The organism is Streptosporangium sp. NPDC002524 (assembly GCF_040295985.1).
Classification (GTDB): Bacteria; Actinomycetota; Actinomycetes; order Streptosporangiales; family Streptosporangiaceae; genus Streptosporangium.
On record NZ_JBEOWK010000034.1, the window covers coordinates 20085 to 42984 of the forward strand.

The following is a 22900-nucleotide window of genomic DNA, read 5'->3' on the forward strand; positions in this document are numbered from 1 at the left end:
GGCGGTGAGGCCGGTCCGCCGGTCCGGTGGGGGTATGCCGCGATTGCGGCGTTGTGCGGAGGCCGGTCGTCGCGGTCCGTGACGAGGTCCGTGAGGACGGGACGCGGCGGCGGCTGACATGGACGGCGGGAGAAGGTCATCTCCAGCGGACTCCCTCGGGGTCGAGCGGGCGCGGGCGTCTGCGAATCTGCCCCTCGTACGCGCCCGGGGAACGGCGGGACACGCGGACGCGTCACTCTTCGAGCGAGCCTTTGCGCCACCCTTTACCGAAAGCTGGCGAGAAGCGGCCGATTCGGGGGAACGGGGCCGGGTGGCCCGGGGAAAGCGGAGGGCGCCGTCGCTCAGCCCAGGACGGTGTCGAGGTGGTCGTTGGCGAAGACGCGCCCCGGGTCGAGAGCATCCCGTACCGCCAGGAAGTCAGCGAAACGGGGGTAGACCCCCGCGAGGTAGGCCGCGTCGCGGGTGTGCAGCTTGCCCCAGTGCGGCCGTCCGCCGAGCCTCGTCATGATCTCCTCGACGCCCTCGAAGTAGGCCGGGTTGGGGGTCGGCCGGTAGACGTGGCAGGCGAGATAGGCCGAGTCCCTGCCGTAGGCGGTGGACAGCCAGGCGTCCGAGGCCGGGGTGACCCGCACCTCGACAGGGAAGCTGATCCTCCAGTCGCGCCGGTCCAGCAGGTCGCGGACCTCGCGGAGGGCCTGGCCGAGGTGCTCTCGCGGGATGGCGTACTCCATCTCCAGGAAGCGCACCTCCCGCACGCTGGTGAAGACCCTGTGCGAGGCGTAGGTGTGGGCCGAGGCCGACAGGGTCGCGGCCGAGAGGGCGTTGAGCCGGGGGATGGCGCCCGGGTAGCGTCCGCCGACGCCGCACAGCGCGCCGAACAGGGTGTTCTCCATGAAGCGGTTGTCGAACCAGTATTTGAACGCGCCCGGCGGCCTGGCCGGCCCGGGGTCGCGGTTGTTGCGCTTGGTCAGGCAGGCGTCGGTGTGCGGCATCCAGAAGAAGTCGAGGTGCTCGTTGCCGGCGACGAGCGCGTCGAGGGAGCCGAGGATCGCGGTCAGCGTCATCGGCTCCCGCACGCTGCGCAGCAGGAAGGCGGGCTCCACCCGGAAGGTCACCGCGGTCACCACGCCGAGCGCGCCCAGGCTCACCCTGGCGGCGTTGAACAGGTCCTTCTCGGCCACCCCGCGGATCTTCCCGTCGCCGTCGCCGCGGACCGTGACGATCTCGCCGTCGGCGAGGACCATCTCCAGCGCGAGCACCTGGTCGGCCATCCCGCCGACGTCCCTGCCGGTGCCGTGGGTGCCGGTCTGGATGGCCCCGGCCACGGTCTGGGCGTCGATGTCGCCCATGTTGGCGAGGGCGAGGCCCCTGCGGTGCAGCTCCCGGTTGAGGGCGCCGACCGTCGTCCCGGCCTCGGCCGTCACCCAGCCGTCCCCGGCCTCGCGGATCCCGGTCAGCGCGCCGGGCCGCAGCAGGAGGCCGTCGGTGAGCGCCACCGGGGTGAACGAGTGGCCGGTGCCGGTCATGCGGACCCGGCGGCCCGCCGCGGCGGCGTCCCGTACGGCCCGGGAGACCTCCTCGGCGGAGGAGGGCGCGCGGACCTCCGCGGGGGTGGCGGACTGGTTCCCGGCCCAGTTGCGGAAGGTCTCGCCCATGGTCACTCCTGCCCCGCGGGCGGCGCCCGGCCGTCCGGGGGCGCCGACGCCCGCTCACGGGGGAGTCCCGCCCACGGTCGGGTGGGCCACCGCCGGTTCACGTTCGGTTCACGGCCGCGTGTCTCGCCAGCGAATATGAACGATACTCACGATTGCGGCCGGGCAACAGGGGTCCGCAGCCAGGCGGAACCGCCGACGCCGACCGCCACGGCCAGCAGGGCGCAGGCGAAGGAGAACCCGTAGGCGTTGGAGGCGCCGAACGCGTCGGTGAGCCTGCCCCCCGCCCACGCGCCGATCGCCACGCCGAACCCGACCGACGTCGAGATCCACGCCATGCCCTCGGTGAGCAGGCCCGCCGGGACCAGCCGCTCGGTCAGGCTGTAGCCGGTGATGATGGTCGGGGAGATGGCCAGCCCGGCGAGGAACAGCGCGCCCGCCATGAGCCTGAGGTCGCCGATGAGCGTGATCGGGGTCAGGCCCGCCGCGAACACCGCGAGCGAGCGGACGAACCTGCTGCTCAGCGGGATGCTCCACCGCCGCGAGCCGTACCAGAGGCCGGAGACCAGGCTTCCGGCGGCGAACGAGGCGAGCAGCAGCCCCGCCACGGGCTTGGCGCCCCGCTCGTCGGCGAACGCGACCGTGATCAGGTCGACCGAGCCGAACACCGCGCCCATCGCGAGGAACGCGCACGACATCAGGGCGACGCCGGGAATGGTGATCGGGGTGCCGGACCCGGCCTGCCTGGGACGGACGGGCGGCTCCGTGCCGCGCTGCAGCGCGAAGGCGACGGTGCCCACGACCGTGCAGGTCAGAGCCACGATCAGGCCGGCGTACGGGTTGATCGTGGTGGCCAGGGCGGTGACCAGCGCCGGGCCCGCGACGAAGATGACCTCGTCGGCGACCGACTCGAAGGAGAACGCGGTGTGCAGCCTCCCCGACCCGGCCAGCAGGTGCGACCAGCGGGCGCGCACGAGCGAGCCGAGCGAGAGCGCGGTCGCGCCGACCGCGACGCCGGTGGCGAAGAGGGTCCAGAGAGGGGCGCCGTAGTGGGCGCAGAGCATCAGGCCCGCCAGCGTGGCGCCGTGCGTCAGGGTGAGCGGGACGACTACCCTGGCCTGGCCGAACCTGTCCACCAGGCGCCCCGACAGCGGGGCCGCGACGGCCATGGAGACGTTGACGGTGGCCGCGACCGCGCCCGCCGTCGCGTAGGAGTCGGTGAGCGCCTCGATGAGCAGGATGATGCCGATGCCGAGCATCGCCATGGGCATCCGCCCGACGAACCCCGCGACGACGAAACCCCTGACACCGGGCGTGCTGAAGAGCCCCCGGTACGGCCCGACCACCGATCGTCTCCTTGCCGCTCCGCGCGCGCGGAAGCAGGCCGACGATTTCGCACAGGACCGCCGATCGGCAAGTGATTTTCCGGGCAACGGCTCACGACACGCTCCGATGGAGCTAACGTGAGCGCGGTGTCACGTCTTTCCGGGTTGCGGTTGTTCGTCCCAGTCGCAGTGGTCATCACCGCCCTCCTCGCCCTCGGCGGCGTCGCGCTCGCGATGATCAACGCCGGTCGCCCCGTCACTCCCGCGGCCTCCGCGGCCTCCGCGGGCTCGGGTGAGAGCGCCGTCGTGGAGTCCCGCATCCGGGATTTGTCGGCGATCGCGCCGGTGGCGAGCCCTCCCGCGACCCCGGCGGGTACAGCGGGTACGGCGGGTACAGCGGGTACGGCGGGTACGGCGAACCCTGACGCGAACCCGGATCCGAACCAGATCCCGGACACGCGGGCCGGAGACGATCCCGCCGCGCGGAACCCGGTCACGCAGGTCCCGGACCCCCAGAACCCGGCCCCGCAGGACCTGACCTCGCAGAATCCGGATCCGCTGGATCCGGGTTCGCGCGATTCCGCCTCCCAGGGACCGACCGCCGGGCCGGGAACCGGCGAGACCCCCGTCCCCCGGCCAGGGGCGACGGGTGCCTCCGGGCTCACCCCCACCCCGCCCCGGCTGCTGGTCATCTCCCCCTCGACGCTGACCGAGCAGACCAAGGAGGACATCTCCCGGCTCAAGTACGTCCAGAAGATCGACTCCTTCGACGGCGGGGCGGTCAAGGTGTCCGGGGTCGGGCTCAACCTCATCGCGGTCGATCCGGCCCGCTTCCGCGCCTGGGCCCCCAGGGCCGTCGCCGAGCAGCAGGGGATCTGGAACGCCCTCACCAGGGGCGAGTTCGTCGCCGACAGCGCGGCGGCACGCCGCCTCGGACTGGTCCTCGGCTCGGAGTACCAGGTGGACGGCGGCCCCCGGCTGCGGGCCGCGGCCTCCGCCGGGTTCGGCCTGCCCGGCGTGGACGGCATCGTGGGGGAGGAGACCGGCCGCAGGCTGGGCCTGCTGCCGGGCGTGGCGCTGCTCGTGCACAGCCCGGAGAAGGCCGCCGGCGTCCTCAGGACGCGGGTGGGCAGGCTGCTGGGCCCGGGGTCCCACGTGGTCGCCGTCGGCGGCCCCCGTGCGGCGAAACCCACCCTGAAGCCCACCACCGGCGGGACGACCGGGAGGGCGGGCACCGGCGGGGTGCGGCAGGCCACGGTCGGCAGGCCGGGCAGCTACCTGGAGCTCTACCGCAAGGCGGCCGGGGTCTGCCCGGGGCTCTCCTGGACGATCCTGGCCGCGATCGGCCAGGTGGAGAGTTCGCACGGGCGCAACAACGGCCCCTCCTCGGCGGGCGCGCAGGGACCGATGCAGTTCATGCCCGCCACCTGGAAGGCCTACGGCGTGGACGGCGACGCCGACGGGGTCGCCGACATCTGGAACCCGTACGACGCGGTCCCCGGCGCGGCCAACTACCTGTGCGCCAACGGGGCGGGCCGGGGCGGCAAGAAGCTGGAGAAGGCCATCTGGTTCTACAACCACTCCTGGTCGTACGTCGCCAAGGTCATGGGCATCTCCCGCGGCTACGCCGCCGCCTACCCCTGACGCGCCCGCGCCCGCCCGGACCCCGCGACCGCTTGGATCCCGCGACCATCCTTGAGGCCCGCGCGGATCAGCGGCCCTCGCCGATCAGCGGTCCCGCGCCCGGCCGCGCCCACGACCACCGGCGGCCCCGTGGCCCGTCGTCCCGTGACCGTACGCGCTCCCGCCCTCACTCCCGGCGGCGCGGCGGGGCCGGGCAGCAGGTGGCGGCGCACCCGGCGGGCTCGGGCTCGGCGAGCAGCTCACCGACCATCGAGACGAACCGCGGGTGGGTGCCGGCCGTGGCCGCCCTGGCCAGCGGCAGGCCGATCTTCTTCGCCGTCTCCGCGGCCTCCACGTCGAGGTCGTAGACGACCTCCATGTGGTCGGAGACGAAGCCGATCGGCACCAGCACCACCGCCGGGGCGTCGACCTCCAGCAGGTGGTCGCAGACGTCGGGCTCCAGCCACGGGATGTGCGGGGCGCCGCTCCGGCTCTGCCAGACCAGGTCCCACGTCCCGTCGCTCCCGTCGCCGCGCACCTCGGCGGTGACCAGCGCCGCCGCCCGGCGCAGCTGCGCCTCGTACGCCCCGCCGCCGGGCCCGGCCGTCGCGGCCATCGAGACCGGGATGCTGTGCGCGGTGAAGACCAGCCGCGCGGAGTCCCGGAGCCCGGCGGGCAGCCGGTCCAGGGCCTCGCGGGTGTGGTCGGCCACCGCCGCGACGAACCCGGGGTGGTCGAAGTAGTGCCGGAGCTTGACGACCTCCGGGGCCCCCTCGACCGCGGCCCTGGCGAGCGCGATGTCGTCGAGGTACTGGCGGCAGGCCGAGTAGGAGCTGTAGGCGGAGGTGACGAAGGCCGCGGCCCTGCGCACACCGTCCGCCGCCATCTGACGGAGCGTGTCTTCCAGGTAGGGGTGCCAGTTGCGGTTGCCCCAGTAGACCGGGAGGTCGATGGTCGGCTCGACGGCCGCGATCAGGTCGCGGCACTGCTGGTTGATCGGGCTGGCCCCGCCGAAGCGCTGGTAGTGCGCCTCGACCTCCAGCAGCCGCTCGCGCGGGATCCCCCTGCCCCGGACCACGTTCTCCAGGAACGGCATCACGTCGTCCGGCTTCTCAGGTCCCCCGAACGAGACGACGAGAAGCGCGTCGTAATTCCCCATGCCATTTATCAAACCGCATCCCGGGGTGTCCTCTCGCATCCTCACCTTGAGTGCTTCGTTATCAACAAGGTTTGTGGATGCATGTTCGGATGCATGTTCGGAGACGATCGCCGGGGTAAGTTCGAAACCGTGACCCCATTTAACGACATCCGCGATTATGTCGGCGTGCCGCGGGTGGCATCCCTGCGGCTATCCCCCGATGGAGCGCGCCTGGTCAGCGTGGTGCAGGCGCTTAATCCCGATGGAAGATCCTACGGAACCTCCCTGTGGGAGATCCCTCTCGACGGCCGCAGGCCCTACCGGCTGACCAGATCCGTCAAGGGCGAGGCCGGGGCCGAGTTCACGCGGGACGGCGATCTGCTCTTCGGTTCGCGCCGGCCCGATCCGACCGTGAAAGAGGCGGACGAGGAGGTCTCCGCGCTCTGGCTGCTGCCCGCGACGGGAGGCGAGGCCCGGCAGATCGCCTCCCGTCCGGGGGGCATCGCCGGGTTCGTGACCGGCGGCAGGACCGTGGTCTTCTGCTCCGACGTGCTTCCCGGCGACGAGGCGGACGAGGCCGAGCGGCGTAAGACCCGCAAGGACGCGGGGATCAGCGCGATCCTGCACGAGAGCTACCCGGTGCGTTACTGGGATCACGATCTCGGCCCCGGGGAGCCCCGGCTGTTCGCGGGCACCCTGGACGACGACGAGCGGCTGACCGAGGTCAGGGACCTCACCCCGCAGCCGGGCAAGGCGCTGTCCAGCCACAGCGCGTGCGACGTGACACCCGACGGCTCCACGGTCGTGACGACCTGGGGCGTGTCGATGCCGCGGGGCGAGCTCCGCTTCGAGCTGGTCGCCATCGACACGGCCGACGGCGGCGCCCGGCGCGTCCTGGCCGCCGCGGACGACCACGACTTCGACGGGCCGGTCAGGATCTCCCCGGACGGGCGCCTGGTCGCGTGCGTCAGGAACAACCACGCCGACATCGACCAGATCCCCGAGAGCACCCTGTGGATCGTCGACCTGGCCACCGCGGAGGGCCGCCCGGCGGGCGGCGCGCTCTGGCCGTCCGAGATCGTCTGGGCGCCCGACTCCCGCTCGCTGTTCGTGGCCGCCGACGACAACGGCCGCCGCCCGATCTTCAGGGTCCCGGCCGACGGGGCCGCGCCGGAGCGGCTCACCCCCGACGCCGCCGCCTACTCCTCGCTCAACGTCGCGCCCGACGGTGCCGTCTACGCGCTGCGCAGCGCCGTGGACGCGCCCGCGGCCCCGGTCAGGGTGGCCCCGGACGGCACGGTCGAGAGGCTGACCTCGCCCGCGCCCGAGCTGAAGCTGCCCGGCACGCTCACCGAGGTCACCGCGACCGCCGACGACGGCACGGAGATCAGGGCCTGGCTGGCGCTGCCGGAGGGCGCCTCGGCGGAGAACCCCGCCCCGCTCCTGCTGTGGATCCACGGCGGCCCGCTGTCCAGCTGGAACGACTGGTCCTGGCGCTGGAACCCGTGGATCATGGCCCAGCACGGTTACGCCGTACTGCTGCCGGATCCGTGCCTGTCCACCGGTTACGGGCCGGACATGATCCGGCGCGGCTGGGCCGACTGGGGCCCGCGCACCCACGCCGACCTGATGGCGATCACCGACGCCGCCCTGGAGCTGCCCCAGGTCGACCCGGCCAGGACCGCCGCGATGGGCGGCTCGTTCGGCGGCTACATGGCCAACTGGGTCGCCGGGCACACCGGCAGGTTCAAGGCGATCGTCACGCACGCCTCGCTCTGGAACCTCGACCAGTTCGCCGGCACCACCGACGCGTCCATGTACTGGCAGCGCGAGTTCGGCACCCCGGGCACCGGCCTGTACGCGAAGCTCTCCCCGCACCTGTCGCTGGAGAACATCTCCACCCCGATGCTGGTCGTCCACGGCGACAAGGACTACCGGGTGCCCATCGGGGAGGCGCTGCGCCTGTGGTGGGACCTGCAGCGCTCGGAGGTGGAGTCGAAGTTCCTGTACTTCCCCGACGAGAACCACTGGGTGCTCAAACCGGGCAACGCGGTTGTCTGGTACGAGACCGTCCTGGCCTTCCTCGACCAGCACGTCCTCGGGCGCGAGTGGAAGCGCCCGGAGTCGCTGTCGTGAGCACGGCGCGGCGAGCGGGGGGCGCCGCGCCGGAAGTGGTGACGGAGGACCCGATTCGGCGGGCCGGGCGGGGAATGCCGTACCGTCCGGCTGGGCATAGGGGGGCGGCGGGTGCCGTCGCGGACCCGGTGGAGCGAGTGAGGAATGAGGAGCGGATCGTGGACAGCGCCGTGACCTTCGGCCGGCTGGCGGAGGAGATCGCCAGGGAGGCCGGCGAGATGCTGCTGGCCAAGCGGCCGGCCCGCCCCGAGGTGCTGGCCACCAAGTCCAGCCCGACCGACGTGGTGACCGCCCTCGACCGGGCCTCGGAGGAGCTCATCCGCGACCGGATCAAGGCGGTCAGGCCCGACGACGCGATCCTCGGCGAGGAGGGCGGTCCCACCGGCGAGGGCAGGGTCCGCTGGGTCGTCGACCCGATCGACGGGACGGTCAACTTCCTGTACGGGGTGCCCGAGTGGGCGGTCAGCATCGCGGTCGAGGTGGACGGCGAGGTGATCGCGGGAGTGGTCAACGTCGTGCCCCGCGGCGAGGTGTTCACCGCCGTCAGGGGCGGGGGCGCGTGGCTGGCGGGGGAGCGGCTGAGCTGCAACACCGGCGTGCCGCTGGAACGGGCGCTGATCGCCACCGGATTCGGCTACGAGAGCGGGCGGCGCGAGGTGCAGGCGGAGGTGCTCCGCCACGTGCTGCCCCGGGTGCGCGACATCCGCAGGGGCGGCTCGGCCGCCTCCGACCTGTGCTCGGTGGCGGCGGGGCGGGTGGACGGCTACTACGAGCGCGGCCCCCAGTACTGGGACTACGGGGCCGGTGGCCTCATCGCCGCCGAGGCCGGGGCCAGGGTCGGCGGGCTGCGGGGCGGCCCGGCCAATCCCGGCCTCACCCTGTGCGCGGCCCCCGGCCTGTTCGAGGAGCTGCGCGACCTGCTCCTCCCGCTCGACCCGGAACGCGACGCCTGACCCAGAGGACGCCCGAAAACGCTGACCCCGGGAACGCCTGACCCAGAGGACGCCCGGGAACGCCTGACCCCGGGAACGCCTGACCCCGGGAACGCCTGACCCCGGGAACGCCTGACCCCGGGAGGGCCGTCGGCGGCCCCGGTCTCCTCCGGAGGCCGCCCCCACCCCGGCCGCGAGGGGGCTCCGGCCCCGGGCCGGGGAGGTGACGGCGCGAGGGCCGAAACAGCCCCGCCCCCGCCCTCGGCCCCGGCCCCGGTCGTAGGGGGTGACGGGGCGCGGGCACGAAAAAGCCCCCCGGCGGTGGCCGGGGGGCTCCTTCCCATCAGCGCTGGATGGGGACACCGTTGTCTGTGGCTAGACGGTGGAGATCCTCGATCTCGGCGGTGAAGGTGTCGGCGAGGTAATCGTCGCCGGAGGTCCTGGCCTCCTGCAGATTCCTGTGTGCCTGGTCGAGGCGGTGTTCGATCGTGGTGGTGAACTCGCCCATCTCACCTTCTTTCTCACGGACTCATGGGGACGGAAGGTACCGCGATAGAGACTGAGACCGGCTGTACCCAGGGTGAACCGCGAGCTAAACCTGTGTGTTTCCGACATCACACGGAGTGCCCCTTCTCGTGTGAGGGCCTTACCGTGTGCTTACAGGTGGTGAGGGGAGAATGGGGAGCCGTCCCAGCGGTTGCTCAGGGAATGTGACGGGAGGTGCCATAAGCCGTGCGAGTGCTTGTGGTTGAGGATGAGCGGGTGCTCGCCGACGCGATCGCGACCGGGCTCCGGCGCGAGGCGATGGCCGTGGACGTGGCCTACGACGGCGCGGGGGCGCTGGAGCGGACGGGATACATCGACTACGACGTCATCGTCCTGGACAGGGACCTGCCCAAGGTCCACGGCGACGAGGTCTGCCGCCGCCTGGTGGCCTCCCGCACGGCGTCCAGGATCCTCATGCTGACCGCCTCCGGCGACGTCGACGACAAGGTGGAGGGGCTGGGGCTGGGGGCCGACGACTACCTGGCCAAGCCCTTCGTGTTCGTCGAGCTCGTCGCGCGGGTGCGGGCGCTGGGCCGCCGGTCCGCCCCGGCGCTGCCGCCGGTGCTGGAGCGCTCGGGGGTCCGCCTGGACCCGGGCAAGCGGCTGGTGACCAGGGACGGCGGGGAGATCGCGCTCACCAAGAAGGAGTTCGCGGTCCTGGAGGAGCTGATGCGCGCCGAGGGCGCGGTCGTCAGCCAGGAGGACCTGCTGGACAAGGCGTGGGACGAGAACATCGACCCGTTCACCAACGTGGTGCGCGTCACCATGATGACGCTGAGGAAGAAACTGGGCGAGCCTCAGGTGATCGAGACGGTGCCCGGGGTCGGGTACAAGTTGTGAGCGCTCCGGCAGGCGGGGGAGAGGAACGCCCGACGTTCGTCCCGGTGGGCGAGGGCCGCGAGTCGGTGCCGACCCACCCGATGATCAGCCCCCACTCCGAGCGGGGCGCGTGGAAGAGCGAGCGGCTGGAGTCCGGGCCCGTGGGGAAGGGGGGCGGGGCGGCCGAGCGGCCCCCGCCGCCGACCGGGCCGCCCGCGTGGGACGGGCCGCCTCCGGCGGGCGCCGCCCAGGTCCCGCGGACCCCGCTGGACCGGGTGCGGGCGATCCTGGACCGGCTCAGCATCAGGTGGCGGCTCACCCTCACCTACGCCGTGCTGTTCTTCACGGCCGGTGCCCTGCTGATGGCCGTGATCTACCTGATGGTGGGCTGGGCGCTCTACGCGGCGTGGCCGCCCTTCCCGTTCGAGGAGCTGAAGGAGCTCATCGGGGCGGACGGGGCGGCCAACATCAAGCAGGAGTGGTACTGGCAGCAGCACGCCGCGATCTCCGGGGCGCAGCGGGAACTGCTGGCCCGCTCGCTGCTCGCCCTGCTGGGGGTCGGCATCCTGGCCGTCATCATCGGCTACATCGTCGCCGACCGGGCGCTCAAGCCGATCCAGCAGATGACCGCCACGGCCCGCAAGCTGTCGGGCTCCACGCTCGCCCACGAGCGGATCGACCTCAAGGGGCCCGACGACGAGCTGAAGGAGCTGGCCGACACCTTCGACGCGATGCTCACCAGGCTCAATGTGGCGTTCGACACACAACGAAGATTCGTGGCCAACGCCTCGCACGAGTTACGCACCCCCCTGACGATCAACCGGACGGTCCTGGAGATCGCCCTGGGCGACCCGGAGGCGTCGGGTGACCTGAAGGCGCTGGGCCGCACCCTCCTGGAGGTCAACGCCCGCAACGAGCGCCTGATCGAGGGCCTGCTGCTGCTGGCCCGCAGCGAGCGCGAGCTGAGCGTGCGCAAGCCGGTGGACATGAAGGACGTGGCCGAGACGGTCGTCGACCAGCTCGCCGCGCGGGCCGAGGAGGCCGGGATCACCGTGGTCGCCGAGTTGCGGAGCGCCGAGACCGTCGGCGATCCGGTGCTTCTCGAACGCTGCGTGGCCAATCTGGTGGAGAACGCTATAAAACACAATCTTTCCGATTCCGGCCGTCTGTGGGTCAGGGCGGGAATGGTGGAGGGTGCCTTGGTTGTTCAGGTGGCCAACACGGGGCCGCATGTGCCCGCGTACGAGGTGAACAGCCTTTTCGAGCCGTTCCGGCGGCTCAACGCCGACCGGGTCGACTCGGACAAGGGGGCGGGGCTCGGGCTGTCCATCGTCCGCGCGGTCGTGCGCGCCCACGGGGGCAACGTGACCGCCGTACCCAGGGACGGAGGCGGTCTGGTGGTCACGGTGCGACTTCGGTCACGTTGATCCGGCGGGGGGCGTCTCGTTCACGCCGTACATGTGGTTGGATGTGCCGTCGAACACGGTGGTGCATGCCGCCGATGCTGTGGTTTACGCCATATTTGGCTAACCGTGGCCATTGGCAGTACGTCCCTCACGTGTAGGGAGGTTCAGTGACCATTCCGGCGGGGTACCGAAGCAGGAATCTCTCTGGCGGATCGGGCACAAGTCGTGCCTCTCGAACGTTACACACGCGCGAGTGAGCGCAGACAGATAGATGAGGGGGATGGAGCAGACCGATGGCTACCGATTACGACAGCCCACGCAAGACCGACGACGACCTCAGCGAGGACAGTCTTCAGGAACTGCAGGCCCGCCGTACCGACAAGTCCTCGGGCAGCATCGACATCGACGAGACGGATCTCGCCGAGTCGCTCGAACTGCCGGGCGCGGACCTGTCAAACGAGGAGCTCTCGCTCCGGGTGATTCCTCGTCAGGCCGACGAGTTCACCTGCGCGCGCTGCTTCCTGGTGCACCACCGCAGTCAACTCGCCGTTGAGAAGAACGGCCAGCAGATCTGTCGGGAATGCGCGGCTTGAGATGATTCCGATGGCCTGTCCGAGGTGTGCCCTTCCAGGTATGGGTAGGGCCTCAGGACAGCCTTGAGGAGGTTCCGAGACATGACGTCAGAGAACAGGCGGACCGGTGCCGCGCCGGACGACTCCACGGCCGAGGAGTCGGACGGCGCGCCTGATCACGAAGTGACCACGGAAAGTGATTCCGGTCACAGGGTGGCCGCGGACGGCACACCCGGTCCCGGAGTGGCCGCGGACGGCGGGTCCGACCGGACGGTGCCCGTGGACGACGGTCCCGATCGCGAGGCGGCCGGGGACGACCGGTCCGAGCGGGAAGTGGCCGAGATCGTCGGCAGGCTCGCCGAGCCGGGCGACATGGACGGGGCCGAGCGGCGGAAGCTGCTCGGCCGTCTCACGAAATCGCTGGCCCGGGGGGCGAAGAGGGCCAAGGCGTCGGGTGAGAGCCGGGGCCGCTGGCTGACCGACGTGTTCATGGCCGTGGCGCCCCGCATCCCCATCCGCGACCTGCAGACCCTTTCCGAGCACCACCACGGTCTCACCTCCGAGGCGCTCGCCGACGACCTGGTGCGCACCGCGACCAAGGCGACCATGGCGGTCGGCGCCATCGGCGGGGCCGTCGCCGCCGCCGAGTTCGCCGCCCCTCCCCTCCTGCTCTCCGCCCCCGCCCAGCTCGTGGCCGAGACCCTCGTCGTGGCCGCCATCGAGGTGAAACTGATCGCCGAGCTCCACGAGGTGTACGGCATCCAGGTGCCGGGCACCGGCTCCCAGCGGGCGATGGCCTTCGCGATGGCCTGGTCCAAGCAGCGCGGCGTCGACCCCATGGCCCCCGGGACGATGACCGTCGCCCTGGGCACCGCGGCCAAGACCGCCCTGCGCAACAGGCTGATGCGCACCCTCGGGCGGCACCTCACCACCTTCGGGCCGTTCCTCACCGGAGCCGTGGCCGGAGGGTTCCTCAACCGCGCCGCCACGAAGAAGCTCGGCGAGGTCGTCCGGGCCGATCTGAGGGTTCATCGTGCCCTCCCACCTGGCAAGTCATAGAAACCTCTCAAACGGGTAGTTAATTCAGTAAGCCCCCGACTACCTGGAGGAATCTGTGCTGGGCCGCAGCGCATTTGTGATCGTCGCCAACCGTCTCCCCGTCGACCGAGTCGGTGAGGACATGTGGCGGCGTAGCCCCGGCGGCCTCGTCACCGCGATAGCCCCCGTCCTGCAGCGCAGGGAGGGGGCCTGGGTCGGCTGGCACGGCGCCCCCGACGAGAACCTCGAACCCTTCGAACACGACGGGATGCAGCTCGTCCCCGTCCCGCTGTCCGAATCCGAGGTCGAGCTCTACTACGAGGGCTTCTCCAACGCGACCCTCTGGCCGCTCTACCACGACGTGGTCGCCGCCCCCATCTACTCCCGGGTCGCCTGGGAGGCCTATCGGACCGTCAACGAGCGCTTCGCCGAGGCCGCCGCGGAGGAGGCCGCGGAGAACGCCGTCGTGTGGATCCAGGACTACCAGCTCCAGCTGGTCCCGGCCATGCTGCGCAAGCTCCGCCCCGACCTGCGCATCGGCTTCTTCCTGCACATCCCGTTCCCGCCGGTCGAGCTGTTCTCGCAGCTGCCGTGGCGGCGCGAGATCGTCGAGGGACTGCTGGGCGCGGACATGGTGGGGTTCCAGCGTCCCGGCGGCGCCTCCAACTTCATCCGGCTCTGCCGCCGCCTGCTCGGCCTCCAGCACCACAAGCACGAGATCTACGTGGAGGACCGGGTGGTGCGCGCCGGGGCGTTCCCCATCTCCGTCGACTTCGGCGAGCTCGACTCCCTGGTCAGGGAGCCGCACATCATCTCCAGGGCGAGGGAGATCCGCGCGGAGCTGGGAGACCCCGAGTGCATGCTGCTCGGCGTCGACAGGCTCGACTACACCAAGGGCATCGGCCAGCGCCTGAAGGCGTTCGGCGAGCTGCTCTCCGAGGGGGCGATCAAGCCGGGCGAGGCGGCGTTCGTGCAGATCGCCACGCCGAGCAGGGAGCGCGTCGAGGAGTACATGCGGCTGCGCGACTCGATCGAGCTCCAGGTCGGCCGGATCAACGGCGAGCAGGGGGAGCTCGGGCAGCAGCCGGTGCAGTACATGCACCAGTCGTACGGCAGGGACGAGCTCGCCGCGCTCTACCTCGCGGCGGACGTGATGGTGGTGACGCCGCTGCGCGACGGGATGAACCTGGTCGCCAAGGAGTACATCGCCTGCCGCAACGACCTGCGCGGCGCGCTGGTGCTCAGCGAGTTCGCCGGGGCGGCCGACGAGCTGCGCCAGGCGTTCATGGTCAACCCCTACGACGTCGACGGCCTCAAACGGGCGATGCTGACCGCGATGCGGGCCACCCCGCACGACCTGTCGCGCCGGATGCGGTCGCTGCGCCGCAGGGTGTCCACCTACGACGTGGACCGCTGGGCGAAGGAGTTCCTCACCTCGCTGGAGTCCTCGGGCTCCTCGGGGCACCCGGGATCCGCGGGGGTCACGGCCTCCCCGGGGGCCGTGGATTCCCCGGAGTCCCAGGACTCCCCGCAGGCTCCGGAGTCCCCGGAGACCCTGGAGTCCTCGGGGGCCTCCTGACGTCGGCGTTCCCGGTGCCGCCCGTCACGGGCGGCACCGGGAACGCCGTTTTTCCCGTCACCCGCGCGGCAGAGATCGCCCTCCGGAGGTGACGCGCGGGGGTTCCGGCGGCGACGATGATTCACATGGCCGAGCGCGGGCCAGCGGATTACCGTCGATCTAGAGCCGGTCGGGGTACCCGGCGGGGCTCACCGGAAGGGTGACGCGAATGGACATCGCGGAGATCGGAGCCGAGTTACAGGGGTACGCGGAGGACATACGCCGGGCGACCGGGACGCCCGGCGGGGTGATCGAGGTGTCGGACGGCTCCGAGACGGCCGAGGTGGCGTGCGGGTGGGGCGACCTCGCACGGCAGGAGCCGATGACCGCCCGCCTCGCGTTCCCCGGCGGGAGCCTGAGCAAGATCTACATCTCCCTCGCGGTCGCCCTCCTGGTCGAGCGCGGGGTGCTCGACGTCAACGCGCCGCTGACGAAGTACATCGAGGTGGCCAACCCCCTCGGCGGTGATCCGCTGACCGTCGCCCACCTGCTCACCCACCGCGCCGGGCTGGCACTGGACACCTACGACGCCGTCATCGGCACCTCGCAGGACGAGGCGATGGCGCTCGTCCAGGAGCTGTACGGCCCGGAGTACGGGCAGGTGCGGCAGCGGTGGGTCGCCCCGGCCGGGGAGGCGTTCGCGTACTCCAGCCTCGGCATGGCGCTCGTCGCCGCCGTGGTCGAGCAGCTGGCCGGGGTGCCGTTCGCGACGTTCGTCGCCGACGAGATCGCCGCCCCGGCCGGGCTCGCCGCCACCTCGTGGCCCGGAGGCCCCGGCTGGGGCCGAGGCGAGCGCATGACGGGATACATGGGGTTCGGCGACCAGGCGGTGCCGACGCCGGTCATCGGCTCGCGGTGCGCGTCCAGCACGGGGGTCGTGACGACGGCCGGGGACCAGAACCGCCTGATGGCGCACCTCCTGGGAGGGGAGGGCGCGCTCCTGGGCCCGGAGACCCTGCGGTGGCTGACGACGTCGCGGGTGGAGTACACGTTCCTGGGGCGTCCCGTGGGGATGCACCTGGGGGCCGGGGTCCAGCTCCGCGACGTGGGCACGCGGGAGTTCGCGGTGGGCCACAACGCGGCCTACCCGTTCGGCTGGTGGTCGGTGTCGTGGGCGTACCCCGAGCTCGGGCTGGTCGTGACCGCGGCGGGCAACCGGTGGGACATGCGGCAGTACATGGAGATCGAGCCGACCTGGGCGTGGCAGGTCGCGCGGGAGGCGGCCCGGCTGCGGGCCGGGGGCGCGCCCCGGCCTCCGGGCGGGCGCTCGCGGTCCTACGTCGCCGGGATGGTGGCCGGGGGGCGGCTGCACGGGCTGCTCGGCGTCGGGCAGGGGATCGGCGAGAACGAGCTCACCGAGATGATCGCGGGGACCCGGCGGGTCGGGCGCGGCGAGCCGTGGACCGGCGAGGACTTCGCCGACGGGCTGCGCGCGATGGAGTCCGCGCGCACGCCGGACGAGATCCGGGCGCGGATCGCCGCCGAGGGCGGGCTGGCGGCGGCCGTCGACCTCACCGCCCTCGCGTGGGGCGAGCGGCGCGGCGGGTCCATGATGGTGATCAGGGACTTCGCGTAGCCGGGCCCGTACGGGCACCCGGCCGGGTCCCGGCCGGGTGCCCGCCGCGCGTCCGCCGGCGGCGGGGCATGGCTTTCACAACAGGGCCTTCACGGCGGGGCGGGGCCCTCGCCGTCAGGTGGTGACCTCCTTGGCCGCGTCCTTCACGGCCTTCCACGCGTTGTAGCGCTTCCTGGCGGTGCGGGCGACCACGATCTGCGTCACCTGCATGCCGACCCCCATCACCACGGCGTAGCCGATCGCCTCGCCGAGGCTGATCTCCAGGGACTCGTTGTCGACGGGGGGCTTCCTGCCGGTGGCCTTCTCCCAGGCGAACCCGATGGCCTTCTTCGCCCCCCACGCGGTGGCGAGGCCCAGGAGGCCGCCGATGGCCTTCCACGCCATGTCCTGCTTCTCGGTCTTGTCGGCCATGTGGTCCTCCCGTTCGCGGTATGCCCCAAGAACACTAGTCTCCCCGAGCGTCGCATCGCGTGAAGCCATACCATAGGGAGGCATGACACAACAGCGACCGCGCCCTGCGCCCATGCCCGAGAAACCGACTCTCGATGGCCTGGAAGCCGTATGGTCCGGCCGCTGGGAGACCGAGGGGACCTACCGTTTCGACAGGTCGCGCACGCGCGGGGAGATCTACTCGATCGACACCCCGCCGCCGACCGTCTCCGGTTCCCTCCACGTCGGCCACGTCTTCTCCTACACCCACACCGACACGATCGCCCGCTTCCGGCGCATGCGCGGGCGCGAGGTCTTCTACCCCATGGGCTGGGACGACAACGGCCTGCCCACCGAGCGCCGGGTGCAGAACCACTTCGGCGTGCGCTGCGACCCCTCCATCGCCTACGACCCCTCGTTCGAGCCCCCCGCCAAACCCGACCCCAAGCGGCAGATCCCGATCTCGCGCGGAAACTTCATCGAGCTGTGCGAGCGGCTCACCGTCGAGGACGAGAAGGTCTTCGAGGAGCTCTGGCGCCGCCTGGGCCTGTCGGTAGACTGGTCGCTGACGTACGCCACCATCGGCGACGCCGCGCGGACCGCGTCCCAGCGCGCCTTCCTGCGCAACCTGGCCAGGGGGGAGGCGTACGTCGCCCAGGCGCCCACGCTGTGGGACGTCACCTTCCGCACCGCCGTCGCCCAGGCCGAGCTGGAGGACCGCGAGTGGCCCGGCGCCTTCCACCGGCTGGGCTTCGGCCTGTCCGAGGAGCAGCGGGCCCGGGGGTTCGGCGACCGGGTCTGGATCGAGACGACCCGCCCCGAGCTGCTGCCCGCCTGCGTCGCGCTCGTCGCCCACCCCGACGACGAACGCTACCGGCCCCTGTTCGGCACCACGGTCAGGACGCCGCTGTTCGGCGTCGAGGTGCCGGTGCTCGCCCACCACCTGGCCGAGCCGGACAAGGGCTCGGGCATCGCGATGATCTGCACCTTCGGCGACGTCACCGACGTCGTCTGGTGGCGCGAGCTCGACCTGCCCACCCGCGCCGTCGTCGGCTGGGACGGCAGGCTGCTGCCGGACGCGCCCGAGGGCGTGCCCCGGGAGCCGTACGCCGAGCTGGCGGGCAGGACCGTGCACGGCGCCCGCGAGCGGATCGTGGAGCTGCTGCGCGCGTCGGGCGACATGGAGGGCGAGCCGCGGGCCGTGCGGCGCGCGGTGAAGTTCTACGAGAAGGGCGACCGGCCCCTGGAGATCGTCACCACCCGCCAGTGGTACATCCGCAACGGCGGGCGCGACCTCGCCCTGCGCGACGCGCTCCTGACGCGCGGCGCGGAGCTGTCCTGGCACCCGCCGCACATGCGGGTCCGCTACGACAGCTGGGTGCAGGGCCTGGCGGGCGACTGGCTGATCTCCCGGCAGCGGTTCTTCGGCGTGCCCATCCCGGTCTGGTACCCCCTGGACGGCGACGGCGAGCCCGACCGCTCAGCGCCGATCGCGCCGCCCGAGTCCGCGCTGCCGATCGACCCGTCCGCCGACGTCCCGCCCGGCTACACCGAGGACCAGCGCGGCAAGCCGGGCGGTTTCATCGGCGACCCGGACGTCATGGACACCTGGGCCACCTCCTCGCTGACGCCGCAGATCGCCGGGGGCTGGGAGCGCGACCGGGACCTGTTCGAGCGGGTCTTCCCGATGGACCTGCGCCCGCAGGCCCACGAGATCATCCGGACCTGGCTGTTCTCCACCGTGGTCCGCGCCCACCTGGAGCAGGGCACCCTGCCCTGGAACCACGTCGCGATCTCCGGGTGGATCCTCGACCCCGACCGCAAGAAGATGTCCAAGTCCCGGGGCAACGTGGTCACCCCGCTCGGTCTGCTGGAGCAGTACGGCTCCGACGCGGTCCGCTACTGGGCGGCCGGTGGCCGTCCGGGCACCGACACGGCGTTCGACACCGGCCAGATCAAGGTCGGCCGCCGGCTGGCCATTAAGATCCTGAACGCCTCCAGATTCGTCCTGGGCCTGGGCGAGGGGGGCGGGGAGGTCACCGAGCCGATCGACCTGTCGATGCTGGCCCGGCTGTCGGAGGTGGTCCACGAGGCCACCGAGGCCTTCGAGGGCTACGACTACACCCGCGCGCTGGAGCGGACCGAGCGGTTCTTCTGGGAGTTCTGCGACGACTACCTGGAGCTGGTCAAGGCCAGGGCCTACGACGACGCGAACGAGGGTGACGGGGGCGGCGGGGGCGGCGGGAGCGCTGCGGCGCGGTCGGCGCACGCGGCGCTGCGCGAGGCGCTCGACGTCATGCTCCGGCTGTTCGCCCCGTTCCTGCCCTTCGTCACCGAGGAGGTCTGGTCCTGGTGGCGCGAGGGCTCGGTGCACCGGGCCGCCTGGCCGCGGGCGCGCGGGCGGGGAGGCGATCCCGAGCTGCTGCCCGTGGTGGCCGCCGTCCTCGGCCGGGTCCGCAAGGCCAAGTCCGACGCCCGCCTGTCCATGCGCGCGGAAGTCTCCCGGCTGACCGTCACCGGCTCGGGGGTCGCCCTCGTGCGCCTGGCGCAGGACGACCTGTGCGGGGCGGGCGTCATCGACGAGTTCGTGCTCCAGGAGGGCGAGGGGGACCTGCTGGTGGAGGTCGCCCTCACCTGACCCCGGGCGCACGCGAATCTGTCCCCGCCGTCGGGGGATCCTGCCGTACGGTCGAGGCAGGACAGGTGAGAGGAGGACAGGCATGCCGCCAGGATGTGGCAACTGCAGCTGCTACCTCGAAGACAGGGTGATCTCCCGCCCGCCGGACGAGCGCTGACCTCAGCCCGGTGAGCGCCCGCCCCTGACCGGGCGGGCGCTCACCCCGGTCGTCCGAGGGGCCCGAAGGCCGGGCGGCGGCGCGGGCCCGCGCGTAGCCGCAGGTCCGGACCGGCTGGAATCCTCCGGGCTCATCCGTTCCGTCCGTGCAGAGCGCTTCAAACCCTCGCGCATTTCTCCTCCCGGCGTGACAGTCTGGTCACGTGATCTCCGATCGGGAACGCCTGACCAGCCTGGTGCCTCGCGCGTTGCTGCGCATCGCGATGTGGAGCCTCTGCCTGATCATCATCGGCTGGGCGGTCTTCTACTTCGCGCAGTTCATCGCGACGTTGCGGATCGTGGTGCTGCCGGTGGCCATCGCGCTCCTGCTGACCGCGCTGCTGTTCCCGCTCACCCGGCGGTTCGGCGCGATGGGCATGCGGCCCATCTACGCGACCTGGCTCACGATGATCATCGCGCTCACCGTGCTCGGCGGCACCGGCTGGATCATCGGGGTGCGCGCCAACGACGAGTTCCCCGGTCTCGTCGACCAGGTGCGCGAGACGGCCAAGACGGTGGAGAACTGGCTCTACACCGGGCCGCTGCACCTGCAGCCGACCCAGATCACCAGCTGGGTCGACGAGATCGGCAGGCAGATCACCACCCAGCGCAACCAGATCACCCAGACGGTCCTCACCGGCGCCACGGTGGCGCTGGAGGTGCTGGCCTCCATCGTGCTGCTGCTGTTCGTGACGTTCTTCCTGCTCAAGGACGGCGACCGGATCTGGTCGTGGTTCCTGAAGGGCTTCGGCGGCGTCGCGCCCCGCGTCGACATGGCCGGGCGGGCCGCCTGGGTGACGCTCTCCCACTACGTGCAGGGCACGGTCGCGGTGGCCGCCGTGCACGGCGTGATCATGGGCATCGTGCTCGCGGGGATGGGCGTGCCGCTCTGGGCGCCGCTCGCGGTGATGATCTTCCTGGCCAGTTTCATCCCCATCGTCGGCATCTTCATCGCCGGTTCCGTGGCGACCCTGGTCACCCTCGGCGCCAAGGGCCCGATCTACGCCCTGATCTTCCTCGGCATCCTGCTCGTGGAGCAGCAGCTGGAGAACCACGTGCTCCAGCCGCTCATCGTCGGCAGGGTGCTCCACTTCCACCCGCTGGCGATCATCCTGGTGCTGGCGGTGGGCGGCATCCTGGCGGGCATCGCCGGGGCCGCCGTGGCGGTGCCGGTGGCCGCCGTGATCTACCGCGCGCTGCCCGAGCTCACGGGCCGCTCCCACCTGGCGCTGCCACCGGCCCCGCCCCACCCCGATCCCGGGGATCCCGGGGATCCCGGGGATCCCGGGGATCGGAGCGGCCCCGGCGATCCCGGCGGCCCAGGTGGTCCCGGCGATCCGGACCCCGATCCCGGAGGCCGGGCACCGGCGGGTGCGGCGGGAAAGCCGGTGAATGAGGAATCACCGCAGCCCAGGGGGTAACGTTCTGCCCCGTGACCCGTTCCGCCCTGACCACCCCCCCGCCGGACGCGACCCGCCCGGCGCCGCTTCCCGGCGCGCCCGCTCCCGGCACCCCGCTCGGCCCCCACTACAGCCGCTGCTTCGGCTGCGGCGCCGGGCACCCGAACGGCCTGCACCTGACCGCCCTCACCCCCGACGGGATCTCGGTGGTCGCCGAGTTCACCGTGGAGGAGACCCACCAGGGCGCGCCGGGCCTGGCGCACGGCGGCGTGCTCGCCGCGGCGATGGACGAGGTCATCGGCATGTCCGTGTGGCTCTTCCAGCGCCCCTACGTCACCGGCCGGCTGGAGACCGACTATCTCGCGCCGGTTCCGGTCGGCACCGTCCTGCATATGCGTGCCTGGTGCAACGGCATGTCCGGCAGGAAGGCGTACCTTGAGGCTGAGGGCCGGATCGGTTCCCCGGACGGGCCGGTCGCCGTGCGGGCCGCGGCGCTCTTCATCGAGGTGGCCATGGAGCATTTCGCCAAGCACGGCGACATCCAGACGATCGCCGACGAGCACCACGAGTACGAGGTGAACCCGTGACCCACACCGTCGAGGTGCTGATCCACCGGCTCGACGCAGACCTGCCGCCGCCCTCGTACGCCCACCCGGGCGACGCGGGCGCGGATCTCCACGCCGCCGAGGACGTCGAGCTCCTGCCCGGGGAGCGGGCCGTGGTCGGCACCGGGCTTGCGATCGCCCTGCCCGACGGGTACGCCGCGTTCGTCCACCCGCGCTCGGGCCTGGCCTCCAGGCACGGCGTGACGCTCGTCAACGCGCCCGGCACCGTCGACGCGGGATACCGGGGCGAGATCAGGGTGACGCTGATCAACACCGACGCCAAGGACGCCGTACGGCTGCGCAGGGGTGACCGCATCGCGCAGCTGGTGATCCAGAAGGTGGAGAAGGCGGCGTTCCACGAGGTGGAGCGGTTGCCGGGATCGGCGCGAGGCGCCGGCGGGTTCGGGTCCACCGGCCGCTGACAGGGAGCGAACCCGGCGAGGCGGGCGCGGTGACCGGTGGTGATCGGTGACCGGGGCGCGCCCCCGGCCCGCGGGCCGCCCGCCGCGCCCGGCGGGGGACGAGTGACCAGTGAATCTTCAAGGAGCGTGAGGAAAGTGTTCGGACGTAACCGCCGTGAGAAGTCCCCGGCAGCCAAGGCCGTGGTGGAGGAGGTCGAGCGGGTCCCGTCGCGGGAGTCGGGGCCGTGGGACGCCGACGAGGCCCACCCCGAGCGGGAGCGGGTCGACCTCGGGGGCATGCGCCTGCCGGTCGGCGCCGGGTTCGAGGTGCAGCTCAACCTGGCCGGTGACCAGATCGTCGGCGCGGTGGTCCTGTTCGAGGGCAGCGCCCTGCAGGTGCACGCCTTCGCGGCGCCCAAGCGGAGCGGGATCTGGGACGAGGTCAGGGCCGAGCTGGCCGAGGGGGTCAAGGGCGCCGGGGGCACCGCCGAGGAGCGGGAGGGGCCGTTCGGCGTCGAGCTGGCCGCCCGGATCCCCGCGGAGGGCGGCGAGCAGCCGGTCCGCTACATCGGGGTCGACGGGCCGCGCTGGTTCCTGCGCGCGGTGATCAGCGGGAAGGCCGCCGAGGACGCCGCGGTCGCCGCGACGCTGGAGGGTGTCGTCCGGGACATAGTCGTGGTACGCGGCGACGAGCCGATGGCCCCCAAGGAGGCGATCGAGCTCCGGCTCCCGCCCGAGGCCAGGCAGGCCGCGGAGCAGCAGGCCGCCGGGGGCGACGTGCCCGACCTCAACCCGTTCGACCGGGGGCCGGAGATCGCCGAGATCCGCTGACGGGGCGGATCGCGTACGCT

19 protein-coding genes are annotated in these 22900 nt (G+C 72.1%); 14 read left to right on the top strand and 5 right to left on the bottom strand.

The window, feature by feature from the left end:
- Window positions 1–341: 341 nt before the first annotated feature.
- Both ABT053_RS38280 and ABT053_RS38285 read right to left on the bottom strand, forming a co-directional pair.
- A complete protein-coding gene (locus ABT053_RS38280; protein WP_350976060.1) occupies window positions 342–1655 on the bottom strand; it encodes a D-arabinono-1,4-lactone oxidase in 1314 nt (437 codons plus the stop codon).
- 146 nt (window positions 1656–1801) lie between these two features.
- Complete coding sequence (locus tag ABT053_RS38285) at window positions 1802–2998, bottom strand: MFS transporter (protein WP_350976062.1); 1197 nt, start codon at window positions 2996–2998, stop codon at window positions 1802–1804.
- A gap of 126 nt (window positions 2999–3124) precedes the next feature.
- On the opposite strand from ABT053_RS38285, the gene ABT053_RS38290 reads away from it, so the two are divergent.
- Window positions 3125–4621 carry a lytic transglycosylase domain-containing protein gene (locus ABT053_RS38290; protein WP_350976063.1) on the top strand — a complete coding sequence of 499 codons (1497 nt, stop codon included), beginning with the start codon at window positions 3125–3127 and terminating at the stop codon, window positions 4619–4621.
- A gap of 166 nt (window positions 4622–4787) precedes the next feature.
- Here ABT053_RS38290 and ABT053_RS38295 read toward each other — a convergent pair whose 3' ends face one another.
- Window positions 4788–5759, bottom strand: a complete 972-nt coding sequence (locus ABT053_RS38295; RefSeq protein ID WP_350976064.1) for a ferrochelatase — start codon at window positions 5757–5759, stop codon at window positions 4788–4790.
- A gap of 93 nt (window positions 5760–5852) precedes the next feature.
- On the opposite strand from ABT053_RS38295, the gene ABT053_RS38300 reads away from it, so the two are divergent.
- Both ABT053_RS38300 and ABT053_RS38305 read left to right on the top strand, forming a co-directional pair.
- Window positions 5853–7874, top strand: a complete 2022-nt coding sequence (locus ABT053_RS38300; protein ID WP_350976066.1) for a S9 family peptidase — start codon at window positions 5853–5855, stop codon at window positions 7872–7874.
- Between the two features lie 158 nt (window positions 7875–8032).
- A complete protein-coding gene (locus ABT053_RS38305; protein ID WP_350976067.1) occupies window positions 8033–8827 on the top strand; it encodes an inositol monophosphatase family protein in 795 nt (264 codons plus the stop codon).
- A gap of 322 nt (window positions 8828–9149) precedes the next feature.
- Here ABT053_RS38305 and ABT053_RS38310 read toward each other — a convergent pair whose 3' ends face one another.
- Complete coding sequence (locus ABT053_RS38310; RefSeq protein ID WP_350976068.1) at window positions 9150–9314, bottom strand: hypothetical protein; 165 nt, start codon at window positions 9312–9314, stop codon at window positions 9150–9152.
- Window positions 9315–9538: 224 nt separating this feature from the next.
- On the opposite strand from ABT053_RS38310, the gene ABT053_RS38315 reads away from it, so the two are divergent.
- The 6 genes from ABT053_RS38315 to ABT053_RS38340 all read left to right on the top strand — a co-directional run bounded on the left by ABT053_RS38315 (window position 9539) and on the right by ABT053_RS38340 (window position 16381).
- Window positions 9539–10192, top strand: coding sequence for a response regulator transcription factor (locus ABT053_RS38315; RefSeq protein WP_350976070.1), 654 nt, complete (start codon window positions 9539–9541; stop codon window positions 10190–10192).
- Between the two features lie 80 nt (window positions 10193–10272).
- Window positions 10273–11598, top strand: a complete 1326-nt coding sequence (locus tag ABT053_RS38320; protein WP_502991965.1) for a sensor histidine kinase — start codon at window positions 10273–10275, stop codon at window positions 11596–11598.
- A 272-nt stretch (window positions 11599–11870) separates the two neighbouring features.
- On the top strand, window positions 11871–12170 hold the full coding sequence (locus ABT053_RS38325; protein WP_030914836.1) for a DUF4193 domain-containing protein: 300 nt from the start codon (window positions 11871–11873) through the stop codon (window positions 12168–12170).
- An 81-nt stretch (window positions 12171–12251) separates the two neighbouring features.
- Entirely contained in the window at window positions 12252–13208 is a 957-nt protein-coding gene (locus ABT053_RS38330; protein WP_350976073.1) for a hypothetical protein, read from the top strand.
- Between the two features lie 55 nt (window positions 13209–13263).
- Complete coding sequence (locus ABT053_RS38335; RefSeq protein ID WP_350976075.1) at window positions 13264–14766, top strand: alpha,alpha-trehalose-phosphate synthase (UDP-forming); 1503 nt, start codon at window positions 13264–13266, stop codon at window positions 14764–14766.
- Window positions 14767–14974: 208 nt separating this feature from the next.
- Entirely contained in the window at window positions 14975–16381 is a 1407-nt protein-coding gene (locus tag ABT053_RS38340) for a serine hydrolase domain-containing protein (RefSeq protein WP_350976077.1), read from the top strand.
- A 114-nt stretch (window positions 16382–16495) separates the two neighbouring features.
- Here ABT053_RS38340 and ABT053_RS38345 read toward each other — a convergent pair whose 3' ends face one another.
- Entirely contained in the window at window positions 16496–16792 is a 297-nt protein-coding gene (locus ABT053_RS38345) for a DUF4235 domain-containing protein (RefSeq protein WP_350976079.1), read from the bottom strand.
- 82 nt (window positions 16793–16874) lie between these two features.
- Here ABT053_RS38345 and valS point away from each other — a divergent pair, with 82 nt between their 5' ends.
- The 5 genes from valS to ABT053_RS38370 all read left to right on the top strand — a co-directional run bounded on the left by valS (window position 16875) and on the right by ABT053_RS38370 (window position 22880).
- Window positions 16875–19448: a valine--tRNA ligase gene (valS, locus tag ABT053_RS38350; protein ID WP_350976080.1), complete on the top strand. Its 2574-nt coding sequence runs from the start codon at window positions 16875–16877 to the stop codon at window positions 19446–19448.
- A gap of 359 nt (window positions 19449–19807) precedes the next feature.
- Window positions 19808–21064, top strand: coding sequence for an AI-2E family transporter (locus ABT053_RS38355; RefSeq protein WP_350976081.1), 1257 nt, complete (start codon window positions 19808–19810; stop codon window positions 21062–21064).
- Between the two features lie 11 nt (window positions 21065–21075).
- Window positions 21076–21630 (top strand): PaaI family thioesterase, encoded by a 555-nt coding sequence (locus ABT053_RS38360; protein ID WP_350976082.1) that lies wholly within the window; start codon window positions 21076–21078, stop codon window positions 21628–21630.
- Window positions 21627–22070 (top strand): dUTP diphosphatase, encoded by a 444-nt coding sequence (dut, locus tag ABT053_RS38365; RefSeq protein WP_350976084.1) that lies wholly within the window; start codon window positions 21627–21629, stop codon window positions 22068–22070. The genes ABT053_RS38360 and dut overlap by 4 nt, the downstream gene beginning before the upstream one ends.
- A 135-nt stretch (window positions 22071–22205) precedes the next feature.
- Complete coding sequence (locus tag ABT053_RS38370; protein WP_350976085.1) at window positions 22206–22880, top strand: DUF3710 domain-containing protein; 675 nt, start codon at window positions 22206–22208, stop codon at window positions 22878–22880.
- Window positions 22881–22900: the final 20 nt, after the last annotated feature.